Raw genomic sequence first — 21,718 nt, 5'->3', positions numbered from 1 at the left:
GCTCCTTGGGACTCAAGTCATAAGCCACCCCCTGAAGAAGGCAAAAAGCCTTCTTTCAGGGTGCGTCTTAGCCTAGAGTCCCAGAACAGTCGCCTCCACATTTAGATCAATCCGTCCAAAAGGTTAAAGAGCAACCTTTCGGCCGGCTCGGCTTGTGCTTGTCGCCTAAGACTAAGCGCCTTACGCTTTTCTTTTTTTTTTCAAATGAATTTAATTATGGTAAGATTTATTTTTGTTAAGTGTCTAAAGGGGGGGAGGAGTAACATCATGATTTATTTTGATAATAGTGCAACAACGAGACCATATAAAGAAGTTTTAGACTCTTTTTTAACCGTTTCAACTGAATATTATGGAAATCCTTCTTCCTTGCATAGTATGGGTGGACAGGCGGAGAACTTGCTCACACAGGCGAGAGAGCAAGTAGCAAAACTATTAAAGGTAAAACCTTTTGAAATATATTTTACCTCTGGAGGCACGGAGAGCAACAATACAGCCATTAAAGGTGCTGCTTATATGAACCGAAATAGGGGACAGCATATCATCACGACTAGAGTGGAACATGCATCTGTATTAGCAGCGATGGAGCAGCTTAATGATGAGGGATTTGAGATTACCTATCTGCCAGTGGACCAGGATGGAAGGGTTTCGGCAGCTGATGTTGCAAAGTCGATACGAAAAGATACCATATTAGTTTCCATTATGCAGGTGAATAATGAAGTAGGCACAATTCAGCCCATTTCTGAAATTGGGCAAATTTTAAAAAAGTACCCATCGATTTTATTTCATGTCGATGCTGTTCAGGCAATTGGAAAACTTCCTTTGTCTTTATACCAAAACAGGGTAGATCTTTGCTCATTATCGGCCCATAAATTCCACGGCTTAAAAGGGACAGGGGTTTTATTTATTCGTGAAGGTGTAAGACTTTCTCCATTATTAGCCGGTGGTAATCAAGAGCGAAGGATGCGAAGCGGTACGGAAAATGTCGCAGGATTCGTTGCGCTAGCGAAGGCCCTTAGAATGACATTAGAAATAAGTGAAACAGGCACAAAGAAAATAAAAAGAATCCAAACGATTTTACGGGCAGAATTGCAAGAAATGGAAGGTGTGAAAATTCATACACCAATTGAAGGTGCCGCTATTCATATCTTGAATTTTTCATTAGAAGGAATGAAATCGGAAGTATTTATTCATGCACTAGAACAGGAGAATGTGTTCGTATCAACCACAAGTGCTTGCTCATCTAAAAAGAAATCCCCAAGTAAAACACTCCTTGCAATGGGGGTATCAGAGAACTTAGCCGATAGTTCCATTCGAATCAGTCTCTCTTTTGATAATACGGAAGAAGAGGCCAAAGCAGCTGTGAGGGTAATTAAAAAGTGTGCAGACCAATTACGAAAGGTAATGAAGTAAATGAATTATGATCGTATTCTTATACGTTATGGAGAAATTTCCACAAAAGGACGAAATCGCAATAAGTTTGTTGAAAAACTCAGAAAAAGTGTGAAAATAGCTCTGGCTCCTTTTCCGAATATTAAAATAGAGGCAGGCCGGGATCGTATGTATGTATTATTAAATGGAGAAGATGGTATAGAAATTATCGAAAAACTACAACATATATTTGGGATTCAATCCTTTAGTCCGGCAATTAAGGTAGAAAGAGATGTGGAGGCCCTCAAGCACTCCGCATTGGAATTAGTAAAGTCATTATACAAGGAAGGGCAAACCTTTAAAGTGACCCCTAGACGTTCAGATAAAACGTTCGTGTTAAATACAGATGGAATTAACAGAACCATTGGTGGCTTTTTACTTGGGAATATTCCAGGTCTTCGGGTAGATGTTCGGAATCCGGATATTAACTTACAAATTGAAGTCAGATCAGAAGCCATTTATTTATCATGTGAAAATATTTTGGGACCTGGTGGCCTGCCAGTTGGCTCGAGCGGAAAAGCTATGCTCATGCTTTCAGGAGGTATTGACAGCCCTGTTGCTGGGTTTATGGCTATGAAACGTGGTTTAGAAATAGAAGCGATTCATTTTTTTAGCCCGCCTTATACAAGTGAGCGTGCGAAAGCAAAGGTTGTGGATTTAACGAAAAAGCTGGCCGAAATATATGGAAGCAGCATCAAGCTTCATATAGTGCCTTTCACCAATGTTCAACAAGCCATTCGTAATCAAATACCTGAAAACTATTCCATGACGACGACAAGAAGAATGATGCTTCTAATTGCGGATGAAATTCGAAATAAAGAGGGTGCTCTTGCCATTATTACGGGTGAAAGTATTGGTCAGGTGGCGAGCCAGACTTTAGAAAGTATGTTTACGATTAATGAAGTAACGAACACTCCCATTCTTCGTCCTTTGATTATGATGGACAAAACAGATATTATTAAAATCGCGCATGAAATTGATACACTTGAAATATCAAATAGACCTTATGAGGATTGCTGTACAATCTTTGTTCCAGCCTCACCAAAAACCAAACCACGGCGGGAAAAAGTCCAGCGTTATGAAAGCTATTTTGATTTTAATCCATTAATAGATGAGGCCGTTCAGGAGGTTGAAACTCTTATCATTCAACCTGTTGAGCAAAAATCAGAATTTGATTCATTATTTTGATTAACAAAATATTAATTTTTTGTGAACAATTACCAATTGGATTATAGAATGAACTTTTGGGTTTCTACACATTCTATACTCACAAGGAGGTGATTATCACATGGCAAATAACTCAAACAACTTAGTAGTTCCTGGTGTTGAACAAGCTCTTGATCAAATGAAATATGAGATTGCTCAAGAATTTGGTGTAAATCTTGGTGCTGACACTACTTCACGTGCTAACGGATCTGTTGGTGGTGAAATCACTAAGCGTCTAGTAGCAATGGCTGAACAACAATTAGGCGGCGGATTTGCTCGTTAATCAATTGAATAAGATGGCTACAGAGAGCGTGGAGGCAACTCCCGCTCTCTTTCTATTTATACAAATTGGAAAGCAAAAAGTTCTTCTCATTCTTCGTTTTAGCGGTATAATAAAGAGTATTTCGAAATCAGAAACATTAAGGGGATCGGGAAAACAAATGAAAAAAAATGATATTAAAGTGGGAGTAATCCAAGCTGGCTTTTCTTATTTTCTCTGGGGGCTATTACCGATCTATTGGAAGTTCCTACACCAAGTAAATGCACAAGAAATTCTTGCTAATCGAATTTTTTGGTCGTTTATTTTTATGGTGATCGTTCTCATTTGTACGAAAAAGTGGAGTTTATTTGTTCGAACCTTAAAAGGATTTGCTGAAAATAAAAAACAAATGTACGCCTTAACCATTGCTTCCGTTTTAATTAGTATTAATTGGTTTGTCTATATCTGGGCGGTGAATAGTGGACATATGATAGAGGCAAGTCTTGGCTATTATATAAATCCACTAATCAGTATTTTATTAGGAATGATGGTCTTAAAGGAAAAATTAACTGTGTATCAATATGTATCCTTTATCTTAGCAGCGATTGGGGTAGTGATCATAACTGTTTCTCACGGTGTCTTTCCATGGATTGCTATTTCATTGGCTTTATCCTTTGGTTTATATGGGCTTGCTAAGAAGCTTATTAATGTGGAATCATCTGTAGGTTTAACATTAGAAACTATGGTGTTAGCGCCGATTGCTGCCATTTATATGATTTACTTAGCTTTCACTGGAACTAATTCCTTATTTCAAGCAGGCTGTGGAACTGATTTATTATTAATGGGTGCAGGTGCTGCCACCGCTATTCCGTTACTCTATTTTGCAAAAGGGGCACAAAAGATTCCGTTGTCCTTACTTGGTTTCTTGCAGTATCTTTCACCGACACTAACGTTAATCCTTGGTGTCTTCGTCTACCATGAACATTTTTCTAAAATACAATTAGTTTCCTTTATCTTTATTTGGTCTGCGCTTGCTATCTATTCTCTTTCCAAAACAAAACTGTTTCCACAAAGAGAAGTTAAGCTGCCAAAACAAAATGGAGCCGCACTATAATTAAAAACCCTTATCCGACGTGATAAGGGTTTTTTAATTTTAGCCTCTGTTAATTGGGCTGTTGATTTCCGCTCCAGGCGCTCAGCGAACCCGCGGGCGTGCCGGGGAAGCTTCCTCGGCGAAGAAAGCGCCTGTGGGGTCTCCCCTGCCCCGTACTCCCGCAGGACATTGAAATTCATCCTCGAATCCGCCCACGCACGAAGAAAATGCGATAGCATTTTCGAGGAGTCGAGCGCCTTCCGCTCCAATCAACAGGGTAAAAAACAACAACAATATCGTTTACAGAGCCAAATTTTATAAAAATGTACGCTTTACTTTATTCCAAAAAGAGTTGTCTTTTAATTTTAATGTTTTGATTTTTTTATCATTTATTTTGATTTGAATAGTTTCTACATGACGGATGCTTAATGCCTCATTATCCATTCCCATTGTTGGGTGGTCATTCCCTTCTGAAATGACTCTTAAGGTGAGTGTCCGCTCACTTCCAACAATAAAGGAAGCACCAAGTGTTCGGTAGAGATTATTGTTAACAGAAGACACCTCGCTTACTTGCATACAGGAGAGGAGTGGGTCGACAACTGCCCCATTAACTGATTTATTATAAGCAGTGCTACCGGTTGGAGTAGCGACAATTAAGCCATCACCCCGGAAGGTTTCGAGGTGCAGTTGATCAATGAATACATCTATCACGAGAGTTTTAATAATGGCCGAGCGAATACTAAATTCATTTAAGCAGCGAAACGTACTTTGTCCATCCACTGTTACTTCTATTGTGGGATAGCGGCGAACCTTCACTTGTGTGTTTGAGGTCATAGCTTCGATCATTTTCGATGTATCATTGATTCGAAAATCACAATACATGCTTAAGTTATCCAAGACTGAAATCCCCATATAAAGACAATCGTCACGGAAGCCTGTTTTTCTTACCGCTTGCAAAAATGTTCCATCATCACCGACACTTGCAATAATATTGGCCCTTCGAAAATCATCAACAATAGTAAAATCAAACTGTTTAGCTAAGTCTAATAGTGGTGCTATTTTTACAAGCAATTCAGGATCCCGTTTGTGGTAAAAATATATATTGCGTCTAGTATCCATCTCTAATCCCCCTGTAAGCTGTTGATGATGATGTAGGCTCTAAGCTGAAAATATAAAAATATAATCTTCTATCATTAGTTTAGCATTTTTTTGAAACAATATAAAAAGAGAAGTAACCGCTTAATATCATGATGACAGGTTTATTTTTTATTGAAAAGCAAATAATAATGGGCTGAAAGGATGTGAGAAAATGTTCTGGCTGTTCATCTCATTTCTCTTGATATTGTTCTTATTCCTATTAATTATTTTTACAAAGTTAAGTATCTATGTTCATTACTCCCATTTTAATGATAATGACGATTTAAAGGTTGAGTTAAGAATCTGGTTTGGATTAATCAAATACAAAATAAAAGTACCCTCTATTAAGGTGGATGATGACTCTCCTAGTTTGATTGTAAAAAGTGAAGCACATATGGAGGATTCACCGAATGACGAGACCGAGCCTAAAGTCAATCAAATCGATAACGATGAATTTTTAAGTAATCTTCAGAAAACAAAAGATTTGATACATAAGGTATTAGGATTGCATGTAATTGTGAAAAAGTTTTTACAAAGGGTCACGATTAAACATATAGAGTGGCAGACCTTAATAGGCGTTGGTGACGCCGCTTATACTGGAATGATGACGGGGGCTTTGTGGGCTGTTAAAGGGGGGATAATGGGAATCCTCAGTTCTTATATGAAGATGAAAGAGATGCCCCAATTATCGATCAATCCCCATTTTCAAGCATCTGTCATTCATACTAGGTTAATATGTATGTTTCAGTTTCGAATCGGGTATGCTATTCTCGCAGGATTAAAACTGATGAAATTCTGGAAGGGCGGGAAACCGCACTTAAAAAGTAAGACAGATTTTCGGGAAGAAAAAACTAAAACCGTTTAATAGAGGAGGAATCATCCTATGTCTGACCACCCAATTCAAGGTCTGATGACGACCGCAATGGAAAGTTTAAAAGAAATGATTGACGTGAATACCATTATTGGGGATCCGGTAGAAACCCCTGATGGAAGTGTTATTTTAACAGTATCAAAGGTTGGATTTGGTTTTGCTGCCGGGGGCAGTGAGTTTAAAGTCGATAATAGCCAAAAAGATAGTCAAAAAGACGGTCAAAAAGACGCCCAGCCTAAACTCCCATTTGGAGGCGGGAGCGGCGGCGGTGTATCAATTACTCCGATTGCCTTTTTAATTGTTAATTCTCAAGGTGTTAAAATGCTTCATTTAGACGAAAGCACTCATTTATATGAAAAAATTCTCGAGCTTGCCCCGCAGGCGGTCGATAAAATCCAGCAAATGTTTTCAAAGAAAGATGAGAATAAGCAGCAGCAATCCAATAAACAAGAGCAGCCGCAAACACAACAGCATCAACAACATCAACCTAAAGTAGATTTAGAATTCTAAAGAACAAAAAGTTAATCTTCCACTTTGCAGGAGGATTAACTTTTTGTTTGCACTTCTTAGTAACAAGGCATTCTAAAAAAATTTCCTTAGTTCAAATAATTGCAAAAAAAGCTATGAAAAGATATATTTACACTGTACATATTTAGAGTTATTTGTTTGAAGGCGAATGACTTTAATACGACAAAGGAGGATGAAGAGAAATGGCAAATGTAACATTTAAAGGAAATCAAATTACACTTTTAGGCAATGAGGTAAAGGTAGGGGACAAGGCTCCTAATTTCACCGTTCTTGCAAACGATTTATCAGAAGTAACTCTAAACGATACAAAGGGTCAGGTTCGTTTGATTTCATCCGTACCATCATTAGACACAGGTGTTTGTGATGCGGAAACTCGCCGCTTCAATGAAGAAGCAAACTCTTTAGGAAATGTGAAAATTTTAACAGTAAGTGTGGACTTACCATTTGCTCAAAAACGCTGGTGTGCCGCTGCTGGTATTGAGAATGTTCAAACTCTATCTGACCACCGTGACCTTTCATTTGGTGAAGCATATGGAGTGGCAATCCAAGAGTTAAGATTGTTAACTCGTGCTGTATTTGTCGTTGATTCAAGTGATACAGTGGTATATGTAGAATATGTAAGTGAAGCAACAAATCATCCAAACTACGAAGCAGCACTTGAAGCTGCTAAAAGCGCAAAATAATATTAGCTAAAGACCTCGGCATAAATTGCGAGGTCTTTTTACTTGTTTAAAAAATACATACTCGTATAGAATGGATAAGGAAATTTTAATTATGGAGGGAACCAATGAATATTTCTCCAGTAGAAGAATTATTTACCTTATTTAATGAGACTGCCCTGATTTTACAAGATGAATTAGCCTGCAGTTATCTCGAAGCACTGGCAGAGACAGGTGAAAATCTATTTCAGGGGGCCATCTTACAGGAAGAGTTAAGTGAATTAACCGTCAAAAGGCTTAAGAAACAATACAGTGAGCTAAAATTGGATCAATTCTCAAACGAAGACCTTCGTAAAGCCTTTCAATTAGTGATATTAAAAGGAATGAAGGAAAATGTTCAGCCGAATCATCAGATGACACCTGATTCTATAGGAATGCTTTTTGGCTATCTTGTTGAAAAATTTATCAAGAAACCTGCCTTCCGTCTCCTTGATCCTGCTGTTGGAACCGGTAATCTTTTAACAACAGTGTTAAATCATTCGAATAAACAAATTTCTGCTGTTGGGGTCGAAATTGACGACATTCTTATTAAACTGGCCTATGTTAATGCGAATTTGCAAGGTCATCCGATTCAATTTTTTAACCAGGACAGCTTAGAATCATTATTTATTGAACCAGTGGATTCAGTAATAGCTGATTTACCTATTGGGTATTACCCTAATGATATTAGAGCGGCAGATTATGAATTAAAATCAGATAAGGGGCATTCTTATTCCCATCATTTATTTATAGAACAAAGTGTTCGCCATACGAATCCCGGGGGATATTTGTTTTTCCTAGTGCCAAATGGCTTGTTTGAAAGTGAACAAGCAGCTGCCCTTCATGAGTATATAAAAGAGCATGTCTATATCCAGGGGCTGCTTCAATTGCCAACGAGCATTTTTAAAAATAAAAATTCAGCGAAAAGTATATTAATTTTACAAAAAAATGGAGAAGGTATTCAGCCGCCAAAGCAAGCACTTCTCGTAAATCTGCCCAGTCTCTCGAACGCATATGAGATGGATAAAATGCTCACCAAAATGGAAAAATGGTTTCAAGAAAATAAAGGATAAAGCAGGAATATTCCTAGTTTTATCCTTTTTCTATTTGTCCTTAAATTAAGAAATTTGTGAATATATGAACATTTGTCATGTAATCGTTACCATGTGATTTATTCCTTGAAATGTCTTAACTACAGTGATTAAATGAAAAATTGAGGGAAATAAACACGGTCGGTTTGCACAAAATAAGGTGTATTAGGACATCTTATTTGACAAGTTGATGTTGTTATATAAAAGGAGCGTTAAACATGGCAAAAGTTATTGCGATCAATGCAGGTAGTTCTTCCTTGAAGTTTCAGTTGTTTGAAATGCCAAGCGAAGATGTTATTACAAAAGGGTTAATTGAAAGAATTGGTCTAAACGATTCAATTTTTAATATTACAGCTAATGGTGAAAAAATCCAAGAAATTCTTGATATACCAGATCATGAGGTAGCTGTTAAAATGCTACTCGATAAATTGACTTCGTTAGGCATTATTAAGTCTCTAGATGAAATTGAAGGGATTGGCCACCGTGTTGTACACGGAGGTGAAACGTTTACGGATTCCGTATTAATAACTGACGAAGTATTGACTAAAATTGAGGAATTATCAGAATTAGCTCCATTGCATAATCCGGCAAATGTTACTGGTATTAAAGCATTCAAACAGGTTCTTCCTAATGTACCAGCAGTTGCTGTTTTCGATACAGCCTTTCATCAAACGATGCCTGAGAGCTCATTCTTATACAGCTTGCCATATGAATACTATAAAAAATATGGTATCCGTAAATATGGTTTCCATGGCACAAGCCATAAATATGTTTCACAGCGCGCTGCTGAGTTACTAGGTCGTCCAATCGAACAGCTTCGCTTAATTTCCTGTCACTTAGGAAACGGAGCAAGTATTGCTGCGATTGAAGGCGGGAAGTCTATTGATACCTCTATGGGATTCACACCACTTGCAGGCGTAACCATGGGTACACGTTCAGGAAATATTGACCCGGCCCTTATTCCGTATATTATGGAAAAAACAAATCAATCAGTTGAAGAAGTGCTTGATGTGTTGAATAAAAAGAGCGGTATGTTAGCCGTTTCTGGTTTTTCAAGTGATCTTCGGGATATTATTGGTGAAGCTAACAAAGGTAATGAGCGTGCAGAGCTTGCCTTAGATGTGTTTGCTAATCGTATTCATAAATATCTCGGTTCATATGCTGCTCGTATGTATGGCGTAGATGCGATTATTTTCACTGCCGGTATTGGCGAAAATAGTGACCCGATTAGAGAACGTATCCTAAAAGGATTAGAATTTATGGGTGTTTATTGGGACCCTGCTTTAAATAAAGTAAGAGGAGAAGAAGCATTTATTAACTATCCTCATTCACCTGTTAAGGTGTTAATTATTCCAACAAATGAAGAGGTTATGATTGCGCGTGACGTTGTTCGTCTCTCACACTAATATATACTTCAATAATGAGGCAAAAGCTGGATTTAAAAGCTTTTGCCTTTTTCTGTCTTGCTAAGGATTGTGATATACTGGAAATATAACAATGAGCAGGAGGGATTACATGCCATTGACAGACCGTGAAACATTGGTAATGAATGAAATACGCTCATGGGAAAAAAGTTTATTAAATTACGAAGCCAATGATTTTCAGTTACTCTATGAAAAATATTTGGAACGGTCCTTTTCCTTATTGCCTGAAAAAGTGCAAAGTCAATTTTTTTCGGTTATTGATGGATGGTTGTTTCATTTACACAGTATTATTCAAGGGTCACAGCTTCAAATGGATGCAAAGGAAAGAATCCTTACTTCTGGTAGAATTTTCAATAAAGAGGTAGAGAAAATAGCGGACTTGCGACAATTGAATATTGATCAATTACAATACATAGCAGAGCAGCAAATTGCCAGGCATCGTGTCTATTCCTTTGTACAAGGCGGGCTCTCTGGGACGGGTGGGACCCTTCTATTGGGGGCGGATATACCTGCCATGGCCGTCATTAATTTGCGTGTGGTTCAATTGATTGCAATGACCTACGGGTTTGAAGTGAATACTCCCTTTGAGATGATGACCTCTTTAAAGGTGTTCCACGTCGCTACATTGCCGCCAAGAATCCAAAAAGAGGGCTGGGCTTCCTTGGTGACAGAATTAGAGGAACAGGATGAACGATACTTTTATGAGGGTAATGAGGAAATTACGGATATCACTTGGATGGAACAACCCGCTCAGCAGTTATTTAAAGCAATCGTGATTATGCTGTTCCGCAAAAGAACCATTCAAGGTATACCGTTAGTCAGCATGGCTATAGGAGCGGGGACGAATTATCAACTCACCCGAAAAGTAACGGATTTTGCCCATAAATATTATCAGCTGCGATATTTATTGCACAAAGAGGAGTAATAAATGAGTATTCAAGAACATAAAAAGGAAGCACCGAAGGGGATTAACTGTAAAATTATAACAGTAAGTGATACACGAAATCAAGAAACAGATAAAAGCGGCAGACTCATGATAGAAATGCTTGAGGGTGCAGGACATAAAATCGTAGATTATTGTATTGTTAAAGATGAATCCACTCCCATTCAAAATGAAATCTTAAAGGGCTGCGAACGTGAGGATATTGATGTTATTCTAACGAATGGCGGAACGGGAATGGCTAAACGGGATGTTACCATTGAAACTGTTGCAGGTCTTCTGGAGAAAGAGATGGTCGGGTTTGGGGAATTATTTCGAATGATTAGTTATCAGGAGGATATCGGTTCTGCAGCGATTCTATCAAGAGCTATTGCAGGTGTTGTGAAAGACAAAGCAGTATTTTCTACTCCAGGCTCCACAGGTGCAGTCAAATTGGCTATGAACAAATTAATTTTGCCTGAGATTGGGCATGTTGTTAGAGAAATAAAAAAGGATTTATAAGAGAAGCGCAAGGCTCTGTTATAACTAAATGTTGATTTCACTGTGTTTGAAAAATAAACGGAAAAATTCCGTTTAAATTAGGAAATACCCATATTTCCATTAAAATAAAGGAAGTTTTTCCGTTTAAATTATCCAAATCTCTGGATTTTTTCTTATTTAGTGTAATTAACCGGAATATTTCCGCTTATCTCTGCTTCTTAAGCTACCTCTATATACATTAGCCGGAAATTTTCCGCCTATGAATTCTTTACCTAAACGAAAATCTGAATAATAATAGAGCCTTAAGCTAAAAAAACTCCCTGCTAGTTAGGGAGTTTTATTGATGGACTTTTGTCGAAATCGTTTGGTCGGCTCGATAATAGAGCCATAGATCATTAATAATCGAAGCAAGATCCGCAATTTCAGTATTTAACTTACAGGAACGGGGGAAATCACTTTCATCCGAAAGCTTCGCCTGCTTATGATTAATTTCCTGCTCCAGTTCAGCAATCCGGTCAGGAATTGTGCCCCGAACTCTTTCCCAATTTAGCAAAATAAACTGCTGCGTTTCCTTGCAATATTTATCCCACTCAAGCATTAAATCAGGCACATGAATACCAAGACGCTCATCAAAAGTAAAATAATCAATCATTTTATTACCCTCCAATTTTGCAAATAGTAATAATGGTGTCAGGCACCATTTAGGGAAAAGCACGGGGCATTTAGGCTCCGTGCTTTCGTTATGAAAAGTTAATCGTCATCTTTTATTGTTCGAACGATGAGAACATCACATGGTGCATAGCGGGTTATATGTTCTGAAACACTTCCGATAAAGAATCTTTCTACCACATTCATACCCGTAGCCCCGCAGAGGATTAAATCAACTTGATGTTTTTTGGCAATATCTCTAGGAATGCGTATTTTTGGAGAGCCGAACTCAATTTCGAATTGGACATCTGTTAATCCTGCCTCAACCGCTTTTTTTTGATAATTTTCAAGCATCACTTTAGCTTGTTTTTCGGCCTGATCTCCAATAACACTATCATATGCTTCAATTAAGGCAAACGACCGTGTATCAATCACATGAACTAACAGCATACGGGCACCATTGCGTTTGGCAATTTCTATCCCTTTTTGGAACGCCCAATCTGCTTCCTTTGACCCATCAATAGCGACTAAAATATTTTGATATTTAAGTCCCATGATTATCATCTCCTCACCTTGATTATACATTAATTAACAAGGAATAATTGTTTCAATTTTTCGAACAATAACATAGAGCATACGAAAAAGGAGGCGGGTCAGATGATCAAAAAGGAATCAAAGAAGTACACATTTGATTTTGATGAAAAAGGCACATTAGAAGTCAGTCAGCAAATTCTTAATTCTTATAACAGTGGGTTTATGGGAGAAGGAACGGCGCTTGCTGACAGCAGTGATTTTGCAGCTATTGAGGAGTAGGCAATATAGTATGTAATATAATTTGGTTAAAAACCATCTAGAAAGCTGTCTATCATTAGGCAGCTTTTTTCATTGCTATGCTAGGATTAGACATTTGTCTTGGAAATTATGCGATTGGGCCTTTACACAAGAGTTTATTGGTAATCATGCATATTCTTTAATGAGGATTACAAAATAAATAAATGGAGAGATTGAGTATGTTAGATATGCCCAATAATGTTGTGAATGAAGGAATGACGATTCCTACTGATGAAAGACTTCACCATGGCGGCTTTGGTCATTTTGGAGGTTTTGGCCATTTCGGAGGTTTTGGTCGTCCGGGCTTTGGTTTCGGCCGTCCTGGATTCGGCTTTGGCTTTGGTAGACCGTGGGGATGGGGCTTTGGGCTTCCATTTTTAGGTGGTCTAGCAGCAGGTGCTTTATTAACAGCACCATATGGGTATGGTTACGGTTATCCATATTACTACCCATATCCTTATTATCCTTATTACTATTAATCGTTTTAGAGCTTTGTCATTTTGGCGAAGCTCTTTATATTACATAATATTGGTTACCTTTTCGTTCATAAAAGGATATAGTATAGTAACTTGTAATACCCGGAGAAAATGACTTAGGAGGTTAGCACATGCGGATTGGGGTACCGAAAGAAATCAAAAATAATGAAAATCGTGTTGCCATGACACCAGCAGGAGTTATTAGTCTACTGAAATATGGACATGAGGTTTTTATTGAAAAGGATGCAGGAATTGGCTCCGGTTTTTTAGATGAAGATTACCGCTCTAATGGAGCGACAATCGTGGAAACCGCCAGCGAAGCTTGGTCTATGGATATGGTTATGAAGGTAAAAGAACCGCTCCCAAGTGAATACCACTATTTCCGTGAAGGGTTAATATTATTTACATATTTACATCTTGCACCCGAACCGGAATTAACGAAAGCATTACTTGATCATAAAGTAATTGGCATTGCATACGAAACGGTTCAACTAGCCAACAATAGCCTTCCGCTACTGACACCTATGAGTGAGGTAGCAGGGAGGATGGCGCCGCAAATTGGGGCTCAATTTTTAGAAAAGGTCTACGGTGGCAAAGGGATTTTGCTTTCTGGGGTTCCGGGAGTATCGAGAGGGGCAGTAACGATAATTGGCGGTGGTGTTGCCGGTACAAATGCTGCCAAAATGGCAATTGGCTTAGGGGCAAAAGTAACCATTATTGATGTAAATCCTGAAAGGCTTAGGGTATTAGATGATATTTTTGGGTCTGATGTGACGACACTTATCTCAAATCCCTTTAATATTGCTAAAGCGGTCAAAGAATCAGATTTAGTTATTGGGGCAGTTCTAATCCCAGGGGCAAAGGCACCCAAGCTCATAACAGAGGAAATGATCCAATCGATGTCGCCGGGGAGTGTGGTTGTTGATATTGCCATTGACCAGGGAGGAATATTTGAAACGACTGGAAAAATTACCACCCATGATCATCCCACATATGTAAAGCATGGTGTGCTCCATTATGCCGTTGCTAATATGCCTGGAGCAGTTCCGAGAACATCAACCTTTGCCTTAACAAATGTGACGGTCCCTTATGCTATTCAGATTGCTAATAAAGGCATTAAACAAGCTTGCTTAGAAAATGAGGCCCTGTTAAAAGGGGTCAATACGCTTGGAGGCAGTGTAACCTATCAAGCCGTTGCAGAAGCCCAGGGACTGAACTGCTCTGATGCAAGGACATTACTTACGCAATAAAAAAAGAAGCGGTTTTTAGTAACGGGTTCCGTTTCCTATCGCAAAACGTCCATTTGCACAGGAAAATGCAAATCCTTTTGGTACTTAAAATGTAGGGCAATTTAAGGCTAGAAAGATTGGAAAATATTAGAAATAGTAAGGGTTTATACCCTTGCTATTTTGCGTTTAATTGCTAATTCTTCGGAAGTTTGCAAACCATTTCCGCCTTCTTCGTATCGATTTTTGTGTAGGTATGAGAATGAATTCATAGGCGGAGAATTTCCGGCTAATGTCCATAGGGGAAGCATAAAAAGAGGAAATAAGCGGAGAAATTCCGCTTAACTGCTCTAAATAGGACAAAATCCAAAGATTTGCACATATAAACGGAAAAACTACCCTTATTTATACGGAAATATGGGTATTTCCTAATTTAGCCGGAATTTTTCCGTTTATTTTTCATTCGCAGTGAAACCAACATTCAGTTATAACAGCGCCTAACCTTAAATAGGAAAAATCATCAAAAAAAGACCTCCAAATTACCATACAATTTGAAGGTCATTTTCCATTACATTTTTAATGTTTGCGATAAGTTAACAGAACCCGTTAGGTTTTTCTAAAAGAAAAACCAGCCTCACGAAGAAGCTGGTTTTTTAAAACAATTATGTAGCCGCATTTGCCGTAGTTGGATAAGAAAGTTTTAAACCACCACTCCTCAAAGTGGGTGTTCTCAGAAACCTTCCTGCGTGTCCTCCATGTCTTATAGACAGAGGCTTGTCATTTCGGCTTCGATAGTTAAACTCCCTTTTACAGCTTAAAGGTTAAAACTTTATTATGATTACGTACAACGCAGCTTGTATTTGTATATTACATCAAATCTCTATTGATTTCAATGTAAAAAAGTCCCAAATTTATTTAATAATTTGCAGTTCTTTCGGAAATTTAGTTAAAATAGCAGCTCCATCCGCTGTTATAAACACATCATCCTCAATTCGGACGCCAGCCACATTTGGAACATAGATACCTGGCTCGATCGTATAAACCATTCCCTCTTCAATTATTAAACCATTTGTTTCTGTTAAGGAAGGATACTCATGGACACTAATCCCGAGACCATGTCCCAAGCGGTGAGGAAAAAATTCGCCATATCCTGCATCTGAAATGATTCGTCTGGCGGTAAGATCAACTTCAGCTGCACGAACACCAGGTTTGCTAGCTTCAATAGCCGCAAGCTGCGCCTTTAAGACCGTATCATAAATTTCTTTTTGCTTATCATTGATGTCTCCGAAAGCCACTGTTCTCGTGATATCTGAGCAATATCGGTCGACGACAACGCCTAAATCAAACAAAACGAGGTCGCCCTTTTGAATCTTTGTTTGTCCAGGTGTACCGTGTGGAGAAGCAGCATTTGTCCCGGTTAAAACCATGGTGGAAAAAGACATTTCGGTCACACCCTTTTGCTTTATGGCATACTCAAGGGCATTAAGGATGTCTAATTCTGTTTTGCCTTCCTTAATTTCATTAGCGCCAAATTCAACAGCATAATCGGCAAGGGCACAAGCTTCTTCGATTATTTTTAATTCCTTGGCGTCCTTAATCATCCGCAGCATTCGTAATTTTTCTTCAGCTGAAATAAAGGAAGCTTTTGGAAACAAGCCTAAAAGCTGTTCATATCGCTCTACATTCATATGTTCTTTTTCAATAGCGACCTTCAATATAGGATGATTTCTGTTTTGAATCGATTTAAAAATCAATTCCCATGGATTGTCAATGTCACTGTATCCAATGATTTCATGCTCCCAACTAGAGCGTTTGGCATCAGGCACTTCCATTGCCGGACAAACGAGAAAAGGTTCTTTCTCTTGAAAGACAACAAGGGCCAGCAACCGTTCATGCGGGTCGGTAAAATAACCGCTTAAATAAAAGACATTTTCGGAAGATGTCAAAAAGCTAACTTCAATTTCGTTTTCCTTCATCCAAGTTTGTAGTTTTATTAATCGTTGATTCATGTCAGGGGACCCCCATATAGAAAAATCAAAAACCCATTTGAGCGTAACAAGATTAAAAAGAAAAGTAAACTATCACAACTTATCATGCTCTAAAAAGAGGAACTTATGGGTATAAAGGATAGGAGGAATTTCGTAGAGTTTTATGGAAGTTAATAAACTGTTATTTCTAAAAAGGAGTTGGAAAGCATGAAAGTTTCATATCATGGGCATTCAGTCGTTCAAATTCAAACAGGGGGAAAAAACATCATCATTGACCCATTTATTACAGGCAATCCACTAACAGACCTTAGGGCTGAAGAGGTAACCGCAGATGTGATTCTCTTGTCACATGGACATAATGATCATGTTGGAGATACTGTGGAACTTGCCAAAAGGAATGATGCACTCGTCGTGGCAACCGATGAACTGTCTACCTTTTTAAACTGGCAGGGAGTGAAAACCCATGGCATGCATATTGGAGGCTCGTATCAATTTGACTTTGGCAGAGTAAAGTTAACCCAAGCATTTCATGGGTCTAGCTATCATACAAATGATAATCAGATTATTTATTGTGGGATGCCAGCCGGAATTCTTTTTATGAATGAAGGGAAGACCATTTACCACGCGGGAGACACTGCTCTTTTCTCAGATATGAAATTAATAGGTGAGCGCCATCCGATTGATCTTGCCTTCCTGCCAATTGGAGACAACTTTACCATGGGTCCGGAAGATGCTGCTTATGCTGCACAGCTGTTAAATGCCAAAAAGGTTGTACCTATTCATTACAATACTTTTCCGCCAATTAAACAAGATCCATATCAATTTATTGAATTACTTTCAAACCAAAATGGACTCGTACTTTCACCGGGAGAGTCCATCGAAATTTAACCTTTAAAGATTTTTCACATACTTTTTTTCCTCCCTTTCGCATAAAAATGAAACAAGCAGTATTTTAGAGGGAGGAAATGTATATGAAAAAAAATCGATATTTACTTTGCTTGTTACTTGCAGGTATGTTGCTCTATTTTGCCGTACCTAGATTATCCATCAACCTTGACGGAGCTCAGGGAATCTTTTCATTAACATGGCTCGCGTTTGCCTTAATGGTGATTGCAGGAAATCTCACTGGTCTTCTTTATAGTCCGAAAAAGACAAGAAAAATGCCGACAGGACGTTTAAAAAAGAAATCCCGGTCTTACTATTAATTTGGCTGTGTTAAAGGCAATTGTTGATTTTGTAACAATGTTGATTGGAGCGGAAGGCGCTCGACTCCTCGAAAATGCTATCGCATTTTCTCGTGCGTGGGCGATTCGAGGATGAATTTCAATGTCCTGCGGGAGTACGGGGCAGGGGAGACCTCGCAGACGCTTTCAGCGTCGAGGAGGCTCGCCGGCACGCCCGCGGGTTTGCTGAGCGCCTGCAGTGGAAATCAACGTATATGAATCATTGATAAGTTGGAAGAGCGCCTATAAAGAAGGCGCTTTCTCTTTATATTTGTGAGAAACCGCATTGAATCAAGGCTTTTAACACTTTATAATGGAAAATAGACATAATTTTTACTTACAATGGATGAATTGGAATTCAAATAATAAAGGGTGAAGGTCTTGGCTACTAAGCATGAACAAATTTTGCAATACATTGATGGACTTCCGATTGGGGAAAAAATATCAGTGCGGCAAATCGCCAAGGCGATGACCGTGAGTGAAGGAACGGCCTATAGAGCGATTAAAGAAGCTGAAAATAAAGGCTATGTCAGCACGATTGAACGGGTTGGCACCATTCGGATTGAGCGGAAAAAGAAAGAGAATATCGAAAAGCTGACATTTGCTGAGGTTGTCAATATTGTAGACGGTCAGGTATTGGGCGGAAGAACTGGCTTGCATAAAACTCTTAATAAATTTGTAATTGGTGCGATGAAATTAGAAGCGATGATGCGCTATACGGAGGCTGGAAATCTCCTGATTGTCGGAAACCGGACACAGGCACATGAGCTTGCCCTAAAAGAAGGAGCTGCTGTCTTAATAACGGGTGGTTTCGATTGTGAAGATCATGTAAAAAAGCTCGCTGATAAACTAGAATTACCGGTCATTTCAACAAGCTACGATACCTTCACGGTAGCAACAATGATTAATCGCGCGATTTACGATCAATTAATCAAAAAGGAAATCATTTTAGTTGAAGATATTTTAACCCCTCTTGCTGATACCTATTATCTCAATACTTCTGATAAAGTATCCAATTGGCACGAGTTGAATCGAAAAACCACGCACAGCCGTTACCCTGTTGTCGATCAAAACATGAAGATTCAGGGGATGGTTACAAGTAAAGATATACTTGGACAAGATTGGGATACCCCCATTGATAAAATCATGACGAAAAATCCGATGACAGTTAACGGTAAAACAAGTGTCGCTTCAACCGCGCATACAATGGTTTGGGAGGGGATTGAGGTCCTTCCTGTAACCGATGAATCGAATCGAATAGAGGGAATTATCAGCCGTCAAGATGTCTTAAAAGCATTGCAAATGAACCAGCGTCAGCCGCAGGTGGGAGAAACAATTGATGACATCATCACCAATCAAATGGTCTTGGTACAAGGAAAAGCGAAAGGAGAAGAAGCGTACTCTTGTGAAGTCACACCACAAATGACTAATTATCTTGGAACCATTTCTTACGGAGTATTCACAACCATCGTCTCTGACGCAGCAAATCGGGTACTACGGGGCTATAAAAAGGGTGATTTGGTTGTCGAAAATATGACCATATACTTTTTAAAACCAGTACAAATGGAGAGTACATTAGAAATTATTCCTAAAATATTAGAGGTTGGCCGTAAATTTGGGAAAGTAGATGTAGAGGTTTTTAATGAAGGTGTGTTAGTTGGGAAAGCAATGATGATGTGTCAATTGATTGATAGACAATAAATCGGGAATAACAAGAAGGCCGCTTCCTAAAGAAGCGGCTCCGCCTATTTCTGTGCTTCAAGACTTTTAGCCTCTTCCATCGCAAAAGGAAGGTAGTGCTTATATTTTTTAAAGCCAATCCAGCTAAAGAAAGCACCATAAAGGATAAAAATCGATGCAATAATATAGGATGGGGTAGTCTCAGAAATAAAGAGAAGATGATTAATGCCAAATAAAAAGACAAAAAGCCCAAGAGCAATATTGGATTTTGCCGAAAGCCATTTCTTTTCTACTTGTCGGTTGCTTCTAAAGTATTTTGTTTTATAAAATAGATAGAAAGCGAATAATACAACAATTAATACAACGAGTACAGCCATTATTCCAATCCTCCAAATTCTTGAAATTAGTTATTATTTTAACGTGGATTGAGAAAAAAAGCCATAATGGGTACATAAGGAGTAGTGTTCATGATAGAGCAAATTTTAACCACAATTAAACAATATGAAACCATAATCGTTCACCGGCATATCCGTCCAGATCCGGATGCGTACGGTTCACAAGGTGGATTAACTGCCATTTTAAAGGAATCCTTTCCTGAGAAAAAAATTTATGCAGTAGGTCAAGAGGAACCAACCCTCAATTTCCTCCGCAGGCTGGATGTAATCAGCGATGAGGTTTATAAAGGGGCGTTAGTAATTGTTTGTGATACTGCCAATCAGGAAAGAATTGATGACCGCCGCTACACATTAGGCGACAAACTGATTAAAATTGACCATCACCCAAATATGGAACCATATGGAGACTTATTATGGGTCGACACAAACGCCAGCTCCTGCAGCGAAATGATTTATGAATTTTATTTAAAAGGAAAAGAATTGGGCTTAAAAATGAACGATGATGCAGCAAGATTATTGTTTGCTGGAATTGTTGGGGATACGGGGAGATTTTTGTTTCCAAGCTCAACGGAAAAAACGTTTTCCTATGCAGGGGAGTTAATTCATTACGATTTTTCTCGAACCGAACTGTTTGACAAAATGTATGAATTAGACCCTAACATTATTAAATTACAAGGATATATCCTCCAAAATTTTGAGCTGCTGTCAAACGGTGTTGCTTCTGTTATGATTACGAAAGAATTATTAACGGAATATAACGCAAGACCTGCTGAAGCATCCTTGCTGGTTAGCACACTCGGGAATGTAAAAGACATAAAAGCATGGGTATTTTTCATCGAGGAAGAAAAACAAATTCGGGTAAGGCTCCGTTCCAAAGGACCTGTTATCAATGTGGTGGCAAGGAAATTTAACGGCGGCGGACATCCGCTTGCATCAGGTGCAACCATCTATTCATGGGATGAAGTTGATGCAGTTGTAAGTGAATTAGGAAAGGTTTGCGAAGCTTTTTCAAACTAGACTTCAAAAGAAGAACGGCCCGAATTATGGGCCGTTTATTCAAATTGAATTTCAAGCTGTATTGTAAGGTTTGTATAGATAACCATTTCTTTAACCTTTAATTTGTATCGTTTGTCATTGATTTTCACTTGTTTGTTCTCAATAATTTTTTTTAGTAAGTCCTTACTCTTATAAACCGACTCAATATCTTTAGCAATCATGATACTGAGATCATCTCGGACAGAATCTTCTGTTTCAAGTACACTTAACGAATCCAGTTTGTATTTTTCGGCGTTGGTGATTTTAATATTAATTTTCTGAACGGTTAGCTGTTCAATTTTGCGTCGATTAATTTCCTTATATTCATCCTGCCAAATTTTCTTCTCATTATTTAAGTCAACAATATCCTGCTGTTGTTTTCGAATCAGCTCCGTATTTTTTTCCTGCCAAACACCGTAAATATATAGAAAAATACACCAGCTAATAACACCTCCAACAGCTGTTCCTGCAAAAAAACGCTGCCAGCCAGGTTTTCGGTATAACTGCGGAACTCTCATGATGATATATGCTCCTGGGTTAACCAATTAATAATGAGGGCCCCTGTTTGGGCACCGCCAAGGGCAGAAAGGATGAGGAGCAGTTGTTTAAAAAGGTCTTTTGTGTCCGCATTAAATAATCCTCTTTCAAAAGTGTAGACGGCATCAAATGTTCCGCCAATTGCAGAAACAATTGCCCAAATTCTTAGTGCTGAGGACAATCGGTAGACGGTCGTAAGCGGCGGTTGTCCTGTTAAAAATGAAGCAATTCCTCCAATTAAGGACCCGCCAAGCACGACTCCAAGTGCTATAAAGTAACCTTCGATAAAAGCTGGAAAAAAACCGATTTCTTTCATGCAGCCAACCGCCCTTATAAATAGTTATATTCATTTATATGGACAAAGCTCTAGGAATATGAGTTGGTACAATAATAATAACTAGAACAACTAGATGCATTATTGATTTGTAACGATGTTGAATGGAGCGGAAATCAACATCCAACTTTAAAACAGAACATATTTTCCTTTTTTCATATTAAGCTCTATAATTAAACTAATGAAATAT

At 38.5% G+C, this 21,718-nt stretch carries 25 protein-coding genes and 1 other RNA gene; 18 read left to right on the top strand and 8 right to left on the bottom strand.

The annotated features are described in order from the left end of the window. Positions 1-267: 267 nt before the first annotated feature. From JOC76_RS12540 to rarD, 4 genes are all read left to right on the top strand, one after another. Complete coding sequence (locus JOC76_RS12540; RefSeq protein ID WP_205178034.1) at positions 268-1,410, top strand: cysteine desulfurase family protein; 1,143 nt, start codon at positions 268-270, stop codon at positions 1,408-1,410. After that, positions 1,411-2,616, top strand: a complete 1,206-nt coding sequence (thiI, locus tag JOC76_RS12535; protein WP_205178032.1) for a tRNA uracil 4-sulfurtransferase ThiI — start codon at positions 1,411-1,413, stop codon at positions 2,614-2,616. A 100-nt stretch (positions 2,617-2,716) separates the two neighbouring features. After that, a complete protein-coding gene (locus JOC76_RS12530; protein WP_205178030.1) occupies positions 2,717-2,917 on the top strand; it encodes an alpha/beta-type small acid-soluble spore protein in 201 nt (66 codons plus the stop codon). A gap of 157 nt (positions 2,918-3,074) precedes the next feature. Then, a complete protein-coding gene (rarD, locus tag JOC76_RS12525; protein ID WP_205178028.1) occupies positions 3,075-4,007 on the top strand; it encodes an EamA family transporter RarD in 933 nt (310 codons plus the stop codon). Positions 4,008-4,301: 294 nt separating this feature from the next. Here rarD and JOC76_RS12520 read toward each other — a convergent pair whose 3' ends face one another. Further along, positions 4,302-5,105, bottom strand: coding sequence for an NAD kinase (locus JOC76_RS12520; protein ID WP_205178026.1), 804 nt, complete (start codon positions 5,103-5,105; stop codon positions 4,302-4,304). Positions 5,106-5,295: 190 nt separating this feature from the next. On the opposite strand from JOC76_RS12520, the gene JOC76_RS12515 reads away from it, so the two are divergent. From JOC76_RS12515 to JOC76_RS12485, 7 genes are all read left to right on the top strand, one after another. Further along, positions 5,296-5,988, top strand: coding sequence for a DUF2953 domain-containing protein (locus JOC76_RS12515; protein ID WP_205178024.1), 693 nt, complete (start codon positions 5,296-5,298; stop codon positions 5,986-5,988). 18 nt (positions 5,989-6,006) lie between these two features. Further along, positions 6,007-6,504: a GerW family sporulation protein gene (gene ytfJ / locus JOC76_RS12510; RefSeq protein WP_205178022.1), complete on the top strand. Its 498-nt coding sequence runs from the start codon at positions 6,007-6,009 to the stop codon at positions 6,502-6,504. Between the two features lie 200 nt (positions 6,505-6,704). After that, positions 6,705-7,205 carry a thiol peroxidase gene (gene tpx, locus JOC76_RS12505; protein WP_205178019.1) on the top strand — a complete coding sequence of 167 codons (501 nt, stop codon included), beginning with the start codon at positions 6,705-6,707 and terminating at the stop codon, positions 7,203-7,205. 104 nt (positions 7,206-7,309) lie between these two features. Beyond that, positions 7,310-8,293, top strand: a complete 984-nt coding sequence (locus tag JOC76_RS12500; protein WP_205178017.1) for a class I SAM-dependent methyltransferase — start codon at positions 7,310-7,312, stop codon at positions 8,291-8,293. 236 nt (positions 8,294-8,529) lie between these two features. Beyond that, the gene (locus JOC76_RS12495) at positions 8,530-9,717 is read left to right on the top strand and encodes an acetate kinase (protein ID WP_205178015.1); all 1,188 of its coding nucleotides are present in this window, start codon (positions 8,530-8,532) and stop codon (positions 9,715-9,717) included. Between the two features lie 109 nt (positions 9,718-9,826). Further along, complete coding sequence (locus tag JOC76_RS12490) at positions 9,827-10,660, top strand: EcsC family protein (protein ID WP_205178013.1); 834 nt, start codon at positions 9,827-9,829, stop codon at positions 10,658-10,660. A gap of 3 nt (positions 10,661-10,663) precedes the next feature. Continuing rightward, positions 10,664-11,176 carry a MogA/MoaB family molybdenum cofactor biosynthesis protein gene (locus JOC76_RS12485; protein WP_205178011.1) on the top strand — a complete coding sequence of 171 codons (513 nt, stop codon included), beginning with the start codon at positions 10,664-10,666 and terminating at the stop codon, positions 11,174-11,176. Positions 11,177-11,492: 316 nt separating this feature from the next. On the opposite strand, the gene JOC76_RS12480 is transcribed toward JOC76_RS12485, so the two are convergent. Together JOC76_RS12480 and JOC76_RS12475 are read right to left on the bottom strand one after the other, a co-directional pair. After that, a complete protein-coding gene (locus JOC76_RS12480) occupies positions 11,493-11,807 on the bottom strand; it encodes an ABC transporter C-terminal domain-containing protein (RefSeq protein ID WP_205178009.1) in 315 nt (104 codons plus the stop codon). Positions 11,808-11,905: 98 nt separating this feature from the next. Then, complete coding sequence (locus tag JOC76_RS12475) at positions 11,906-12,358, bottom strand: universal stress protein (protein WP_205178007.1); 453 nt, start codon at positions 12,356-12,358, stop codon at positions 11,906-11,908. Positions 12,359-12,460: 102 nt separating this feature from the next. Here JOC76_RS12475 and JOC76_RS12470 point away from each other — a divergent pair, with 102 nt between their 5' ends. From JOC76_RS12470 to ald, 3 genes are all read left to right on the top strand, one after another. Then, positions 12,461-12,616, top strand: a complete 156-nt coding sequence (locus tag JOC76_RS12470) for a hypothetical protein (RefSeq protein ID WP_205178005.1) — start codon at positions 12,461-12,463, stop codon at positions 12,614-12,616. 233 nt (positions 12,617-12,849) lie between these two features. Then, positions 12,850-13,113, top strand: a complete 264-nt coding sequence (ymaG, locus tag JOC76_RS12465; RefSeq protein WP_205178220.1) for an inner spore coat protein YmaG — start codon at positions 12,850-12,852, stop codon at positions 13,111-13,113. Positions 13,114-13,241: 128 nt separating this feature from the next. Continuing rightward, positions 13,242-14,360, top strand: coding sequence for an alanine dehydrogenase (gene ald / locus JOC76_RS12460; RefSeq protein WP_205178002.1), 1,119 nt, complete (start codon positions 13,242-13,244; stop codon positions 14,358-14,360). A gap of 639 nt (positions 14,361-14,999) precedes the next feature. Here ald and ssrS read toward each other — a convergent pair. Next, positions 15,000-15,195, bottom strand: a non-coding RNA gene (gene ssrS / locus JOC76_RS12455) — 6S RNA. 52 nt (positions 15,196-15,247) lie between these two features. Beyond that, entirely contained in the window at positions 15,248-16,345 is a 1,098-nt protein-coding gene (locus tag JOC76_RS12450; protein WP_205178000.1) for a M24 family metallopeptidase, read from the bottom strand. A gap of 186 nt (positions 16,346-16,531) precedes the next feature. Between JOC76_RS12450 and JOC76_RS12445 the strand changes: the two genes are divergently transcribed. The 3 genes from JOC76_RS12445 to JOC76_RS12435 all read left to right on the top strand — a co-directional run bounded on the left by JOC76_RS12445 (position 16,532) and on the right by JOC76_RS12435 (position 19,248). Beyond that, on the top strand, positions 16,532-17,212 hold the full coding sequence (locus JOC76_RS12445) for a metal-dependent hydrolase (RefSeq protein WP_205177998.1): 681 nt from the start codon (positions 16,532-16,534) through the stop codon (positions 17,210-17,212). Positions 17,213-17,295: 83 nt separating this feature from the next. Then, positions 17,296-17,529: a hypothetical protein gene (locus JOC76_RS12440; RefSeq protein ID WP_205177996.1), complete on the top strand. Its 234-nt coding sequence runs from the start codon at positions 17,296-17,298 to the stop codon at positions 17,527-17,529. Between the two features lie 399 nt (positions 17,530-17,928). Next, positions 17,929-19,248 carry a CBS domain-containing protein gene (locus tag JOC76_RS12435; protein ID WP_205177994.1) on the top strand — a complete coding sequence of 440 codons (1,320 nt, stop codon included), beginning with the start codon at positions 17,929-17,931 and terminating at the stop codon, positions 19,246-19,248. Positions 19,249-19,292: 44 nt separating this feature from the next. On the opposite strand, the gene JOC76_RS12430 is transcribed toward JOC76_RS12435, so the two are convergent. Further along, positions 19,293-19,604, bottom strand: a complete 312-nt coding sequence (locus JOC76_RS12430) for a YtpI family protein (protein ID WP_205177992.1) — start codon at positions 19,602-19,604, stop codon at positions 19,293-19,295. Between the two features lie 90 nt (positions 19,605-19,694). On the opposite strand from JOC76_RS12430, the gene JOC76_RS12425 reads away from it, so the two are divergent. Beyond that, positions 19,695-20,639: a DHH family phosphoesterase gene (locus tag JOC76_RS12425; RefSeq protein ID WP_205177990.1), complete on the top strand. Its 945-nt coding sequence runs from the start codon at positions 19,695-19,697 to the stop codon at positions 20,637-20,639. 35 nt (positions 20,640-20,674) lie between these two features. On the opposite strand, the gene ytrI is transcribed toward JOC76_RS12425, so the two are convergent. Both ytrI and ytrH read right to left on the bottom strand, forming a co-directional pair. Continuing rightward, a complete protein-coding gene (gene ytrI, locus JOC76_RS12420; RefSeq protein ID WP_205177988.1) occupies positions 20,675-21,175 on the bottom strand; it encodes a sporulation membrane protein YtrI in 501 nt (166 codons plus the stop codon). Beyond that, entirely contained in the window at positions 21,172-21,510 is a 339-nt protein-coding gene (ytrH, locus tag JOC76_RS12415) for a sporulation membrane protein YtrH (RefSeq protein ID WP_098532796.1), read from the bottom strand. Before ytrH ends, ytrI begins: the two co-directional genes overlap by 4 nt. Between the last annotated feature and the right edge of the window lie 208 nt (positions 21,511-21,718).

Origin of the sequence: Neobacillus cucumis, assembly GCF_016908975.1 — a bacterium.
GTDB lineage: Bacteria > Bacillota > Bacilli > Bacillales > Cytobacillaceae > Neobacillus > Neobacillus cucumis.
Note: the sequence above shows the minus strand (reverse complement) of the source record. Positions and strands in the feature narration are given on the sequence as shown.

Coding starts and splice junctions, on each gene's coding strand:
- JOC76_RS12430 (WP_205177992.1), bottom strand. CDS start 19,604: ATGGCTGTACTCGTTGTATTAATTGTTGTATTATTCGCTTTCTATCTA.
- JOC76_RS12515 (WP_205178024.1), top strand. CDS start 5,296: ATGTTCTGGCTGTTCATCTCATTTCTCTTGATATTGTTCTTATTCCTA.
- JOC76_RS12540 (WP_205178034.1), top strand. CDS start 268: ATGATTTATTTTGATAATAGTGCAACAACGAGACCATATAAAGAAGTT.
- ymaG (WP_205178220.1), top strand. CDS start 12,850: ATGACGATTCCTACTGATGAAAGACTTCACCATGGCGGCTTTGGTCAT.
- JOC76_RS12500 (WP_205178017.1), top strand. CDS start 7,310: ATGAATATTTCTCCAGTAGAAGAATTATTTACCTTATTTAATGAGACT.
- JOC76_RS12425 (WP_205177990.1), top strand. CDS start 19,695: ATGATAGAGCAAATTTTAACCACAATTAAACAATATGAAACCATAATC.
- ytrH (WP_098532796.1), bottom strand. CDS start 21,510: ATGAAAGAAATCGGTTTTTTTCCAGCTTTTATCGAAGGTTACTTTATA.
- JOC76_RS12490 (WP_205178013.1), top strand. CDS start 9,827: ATGCCATTGACAGACCGTGAAACATTGGTAATGAATGAAATACGCTCA.
- tpx (WP_205178019.1), top strand. CDS start 6,705: ATGGCAAATGTAACATTTAAAGGAAATCAAATTACACTTTTAGGCAAT.
- JOC76_RS12520 (WP_205178026.1), bottom strand. CDS start 5,105: ATGGATACTAGACGCAATATATATTTTTACCACAAACGGGATCCTGAA.
- JOC76_RS12470 (WP_205178005.1), top strand. CDS start 12,461: ATGATCAAAAAGGAATCAAAGAAGTACACATTTGATTTTGATGAAAAA.
- rarD (WP_205178028.1), top strand. CDS start 3,075: ATGAAAAAAAATGATATTAAAGTGGGAGTAATCCAAGCTGGCTTTTCT.
- JOC76_RS12440 (WP_205177996.1), top strand. CDS start 17,296: ATGAAAAAAAATCGATATTTACTTTGCTTGTTACTTGCAGGTATGTTG.
- ytfJ (WP_205178022.1), top strand. CDS start 6,007: ATGTCTGACCACCCAATTCAAGGTCTGATGACGACCGCAATGGAAAGT.
- JOC76_RS12480 (WP_205178009.1), bottom strand. CDS start 11,807: ATGATTGATTATTTTACTTTTGATGAGCGTCTTGGTATTCATGTGCCT.
- JOC76_RS12530 (WP_205178030.1), top strand. CDS start 2,717: ATGGCAAATAACTCAAACAACTTAGTAGTTCCTGGTGTTGAACAAGCT.
- JOC76_RS12495 (WP_205178015.1), top strand. CDS start 8,530: ATGGCAAAAGTTATTGCGATCAATGCAGGTAGTTCTTCCTTGAAGTTT.
- thiI (WP_205178032.1), top strand. CDS start 1,411: ATGAATTATGATCGTATTCTTATACGTTATGGAGAAATTTCCACAAAA.
- JOC76_RS12475 (WP_205178007.1), bottom strand. CDS start 12,358: ATGGGACTTAAATATCAAAATATTTTAGTCGCTATTGATGGGTCAAAG.
- ytrI (WP_205177988.1), bottom strand. CDS start 21,175: ATGAGAGTTCCGCAGTTATACCGAAAACCTGGCTGGCAGCGTTTTTTT.
- JOC76_RS12485 (WP_205178011.1), top strand. CDS start 10,664: ATGAGTATTCAAGAACATAAAAAGGAAGCACCGAAGGGGATTAACTGT.
- ald (WP_205178002.1), top strand. CDS start 13,242: ATGCGGATTGGGGTACCGAAAGAAATCAAAAATAATGAAAATCGTGTT.
- JOC76_RS12450 (WP_205178000.1), bottom strand. CDS start 16,345: ATGAATCAACGATTAATAAAACTACAAACTTGGATGAAGGAAAACGAA.
- JOC76_RS12445 (WP_205177998.1), top strand. CDS start 16,532: ATGAAAGTTTCATATCATGGGCATTCAGTCGTTCAAATTCAAACAGGG.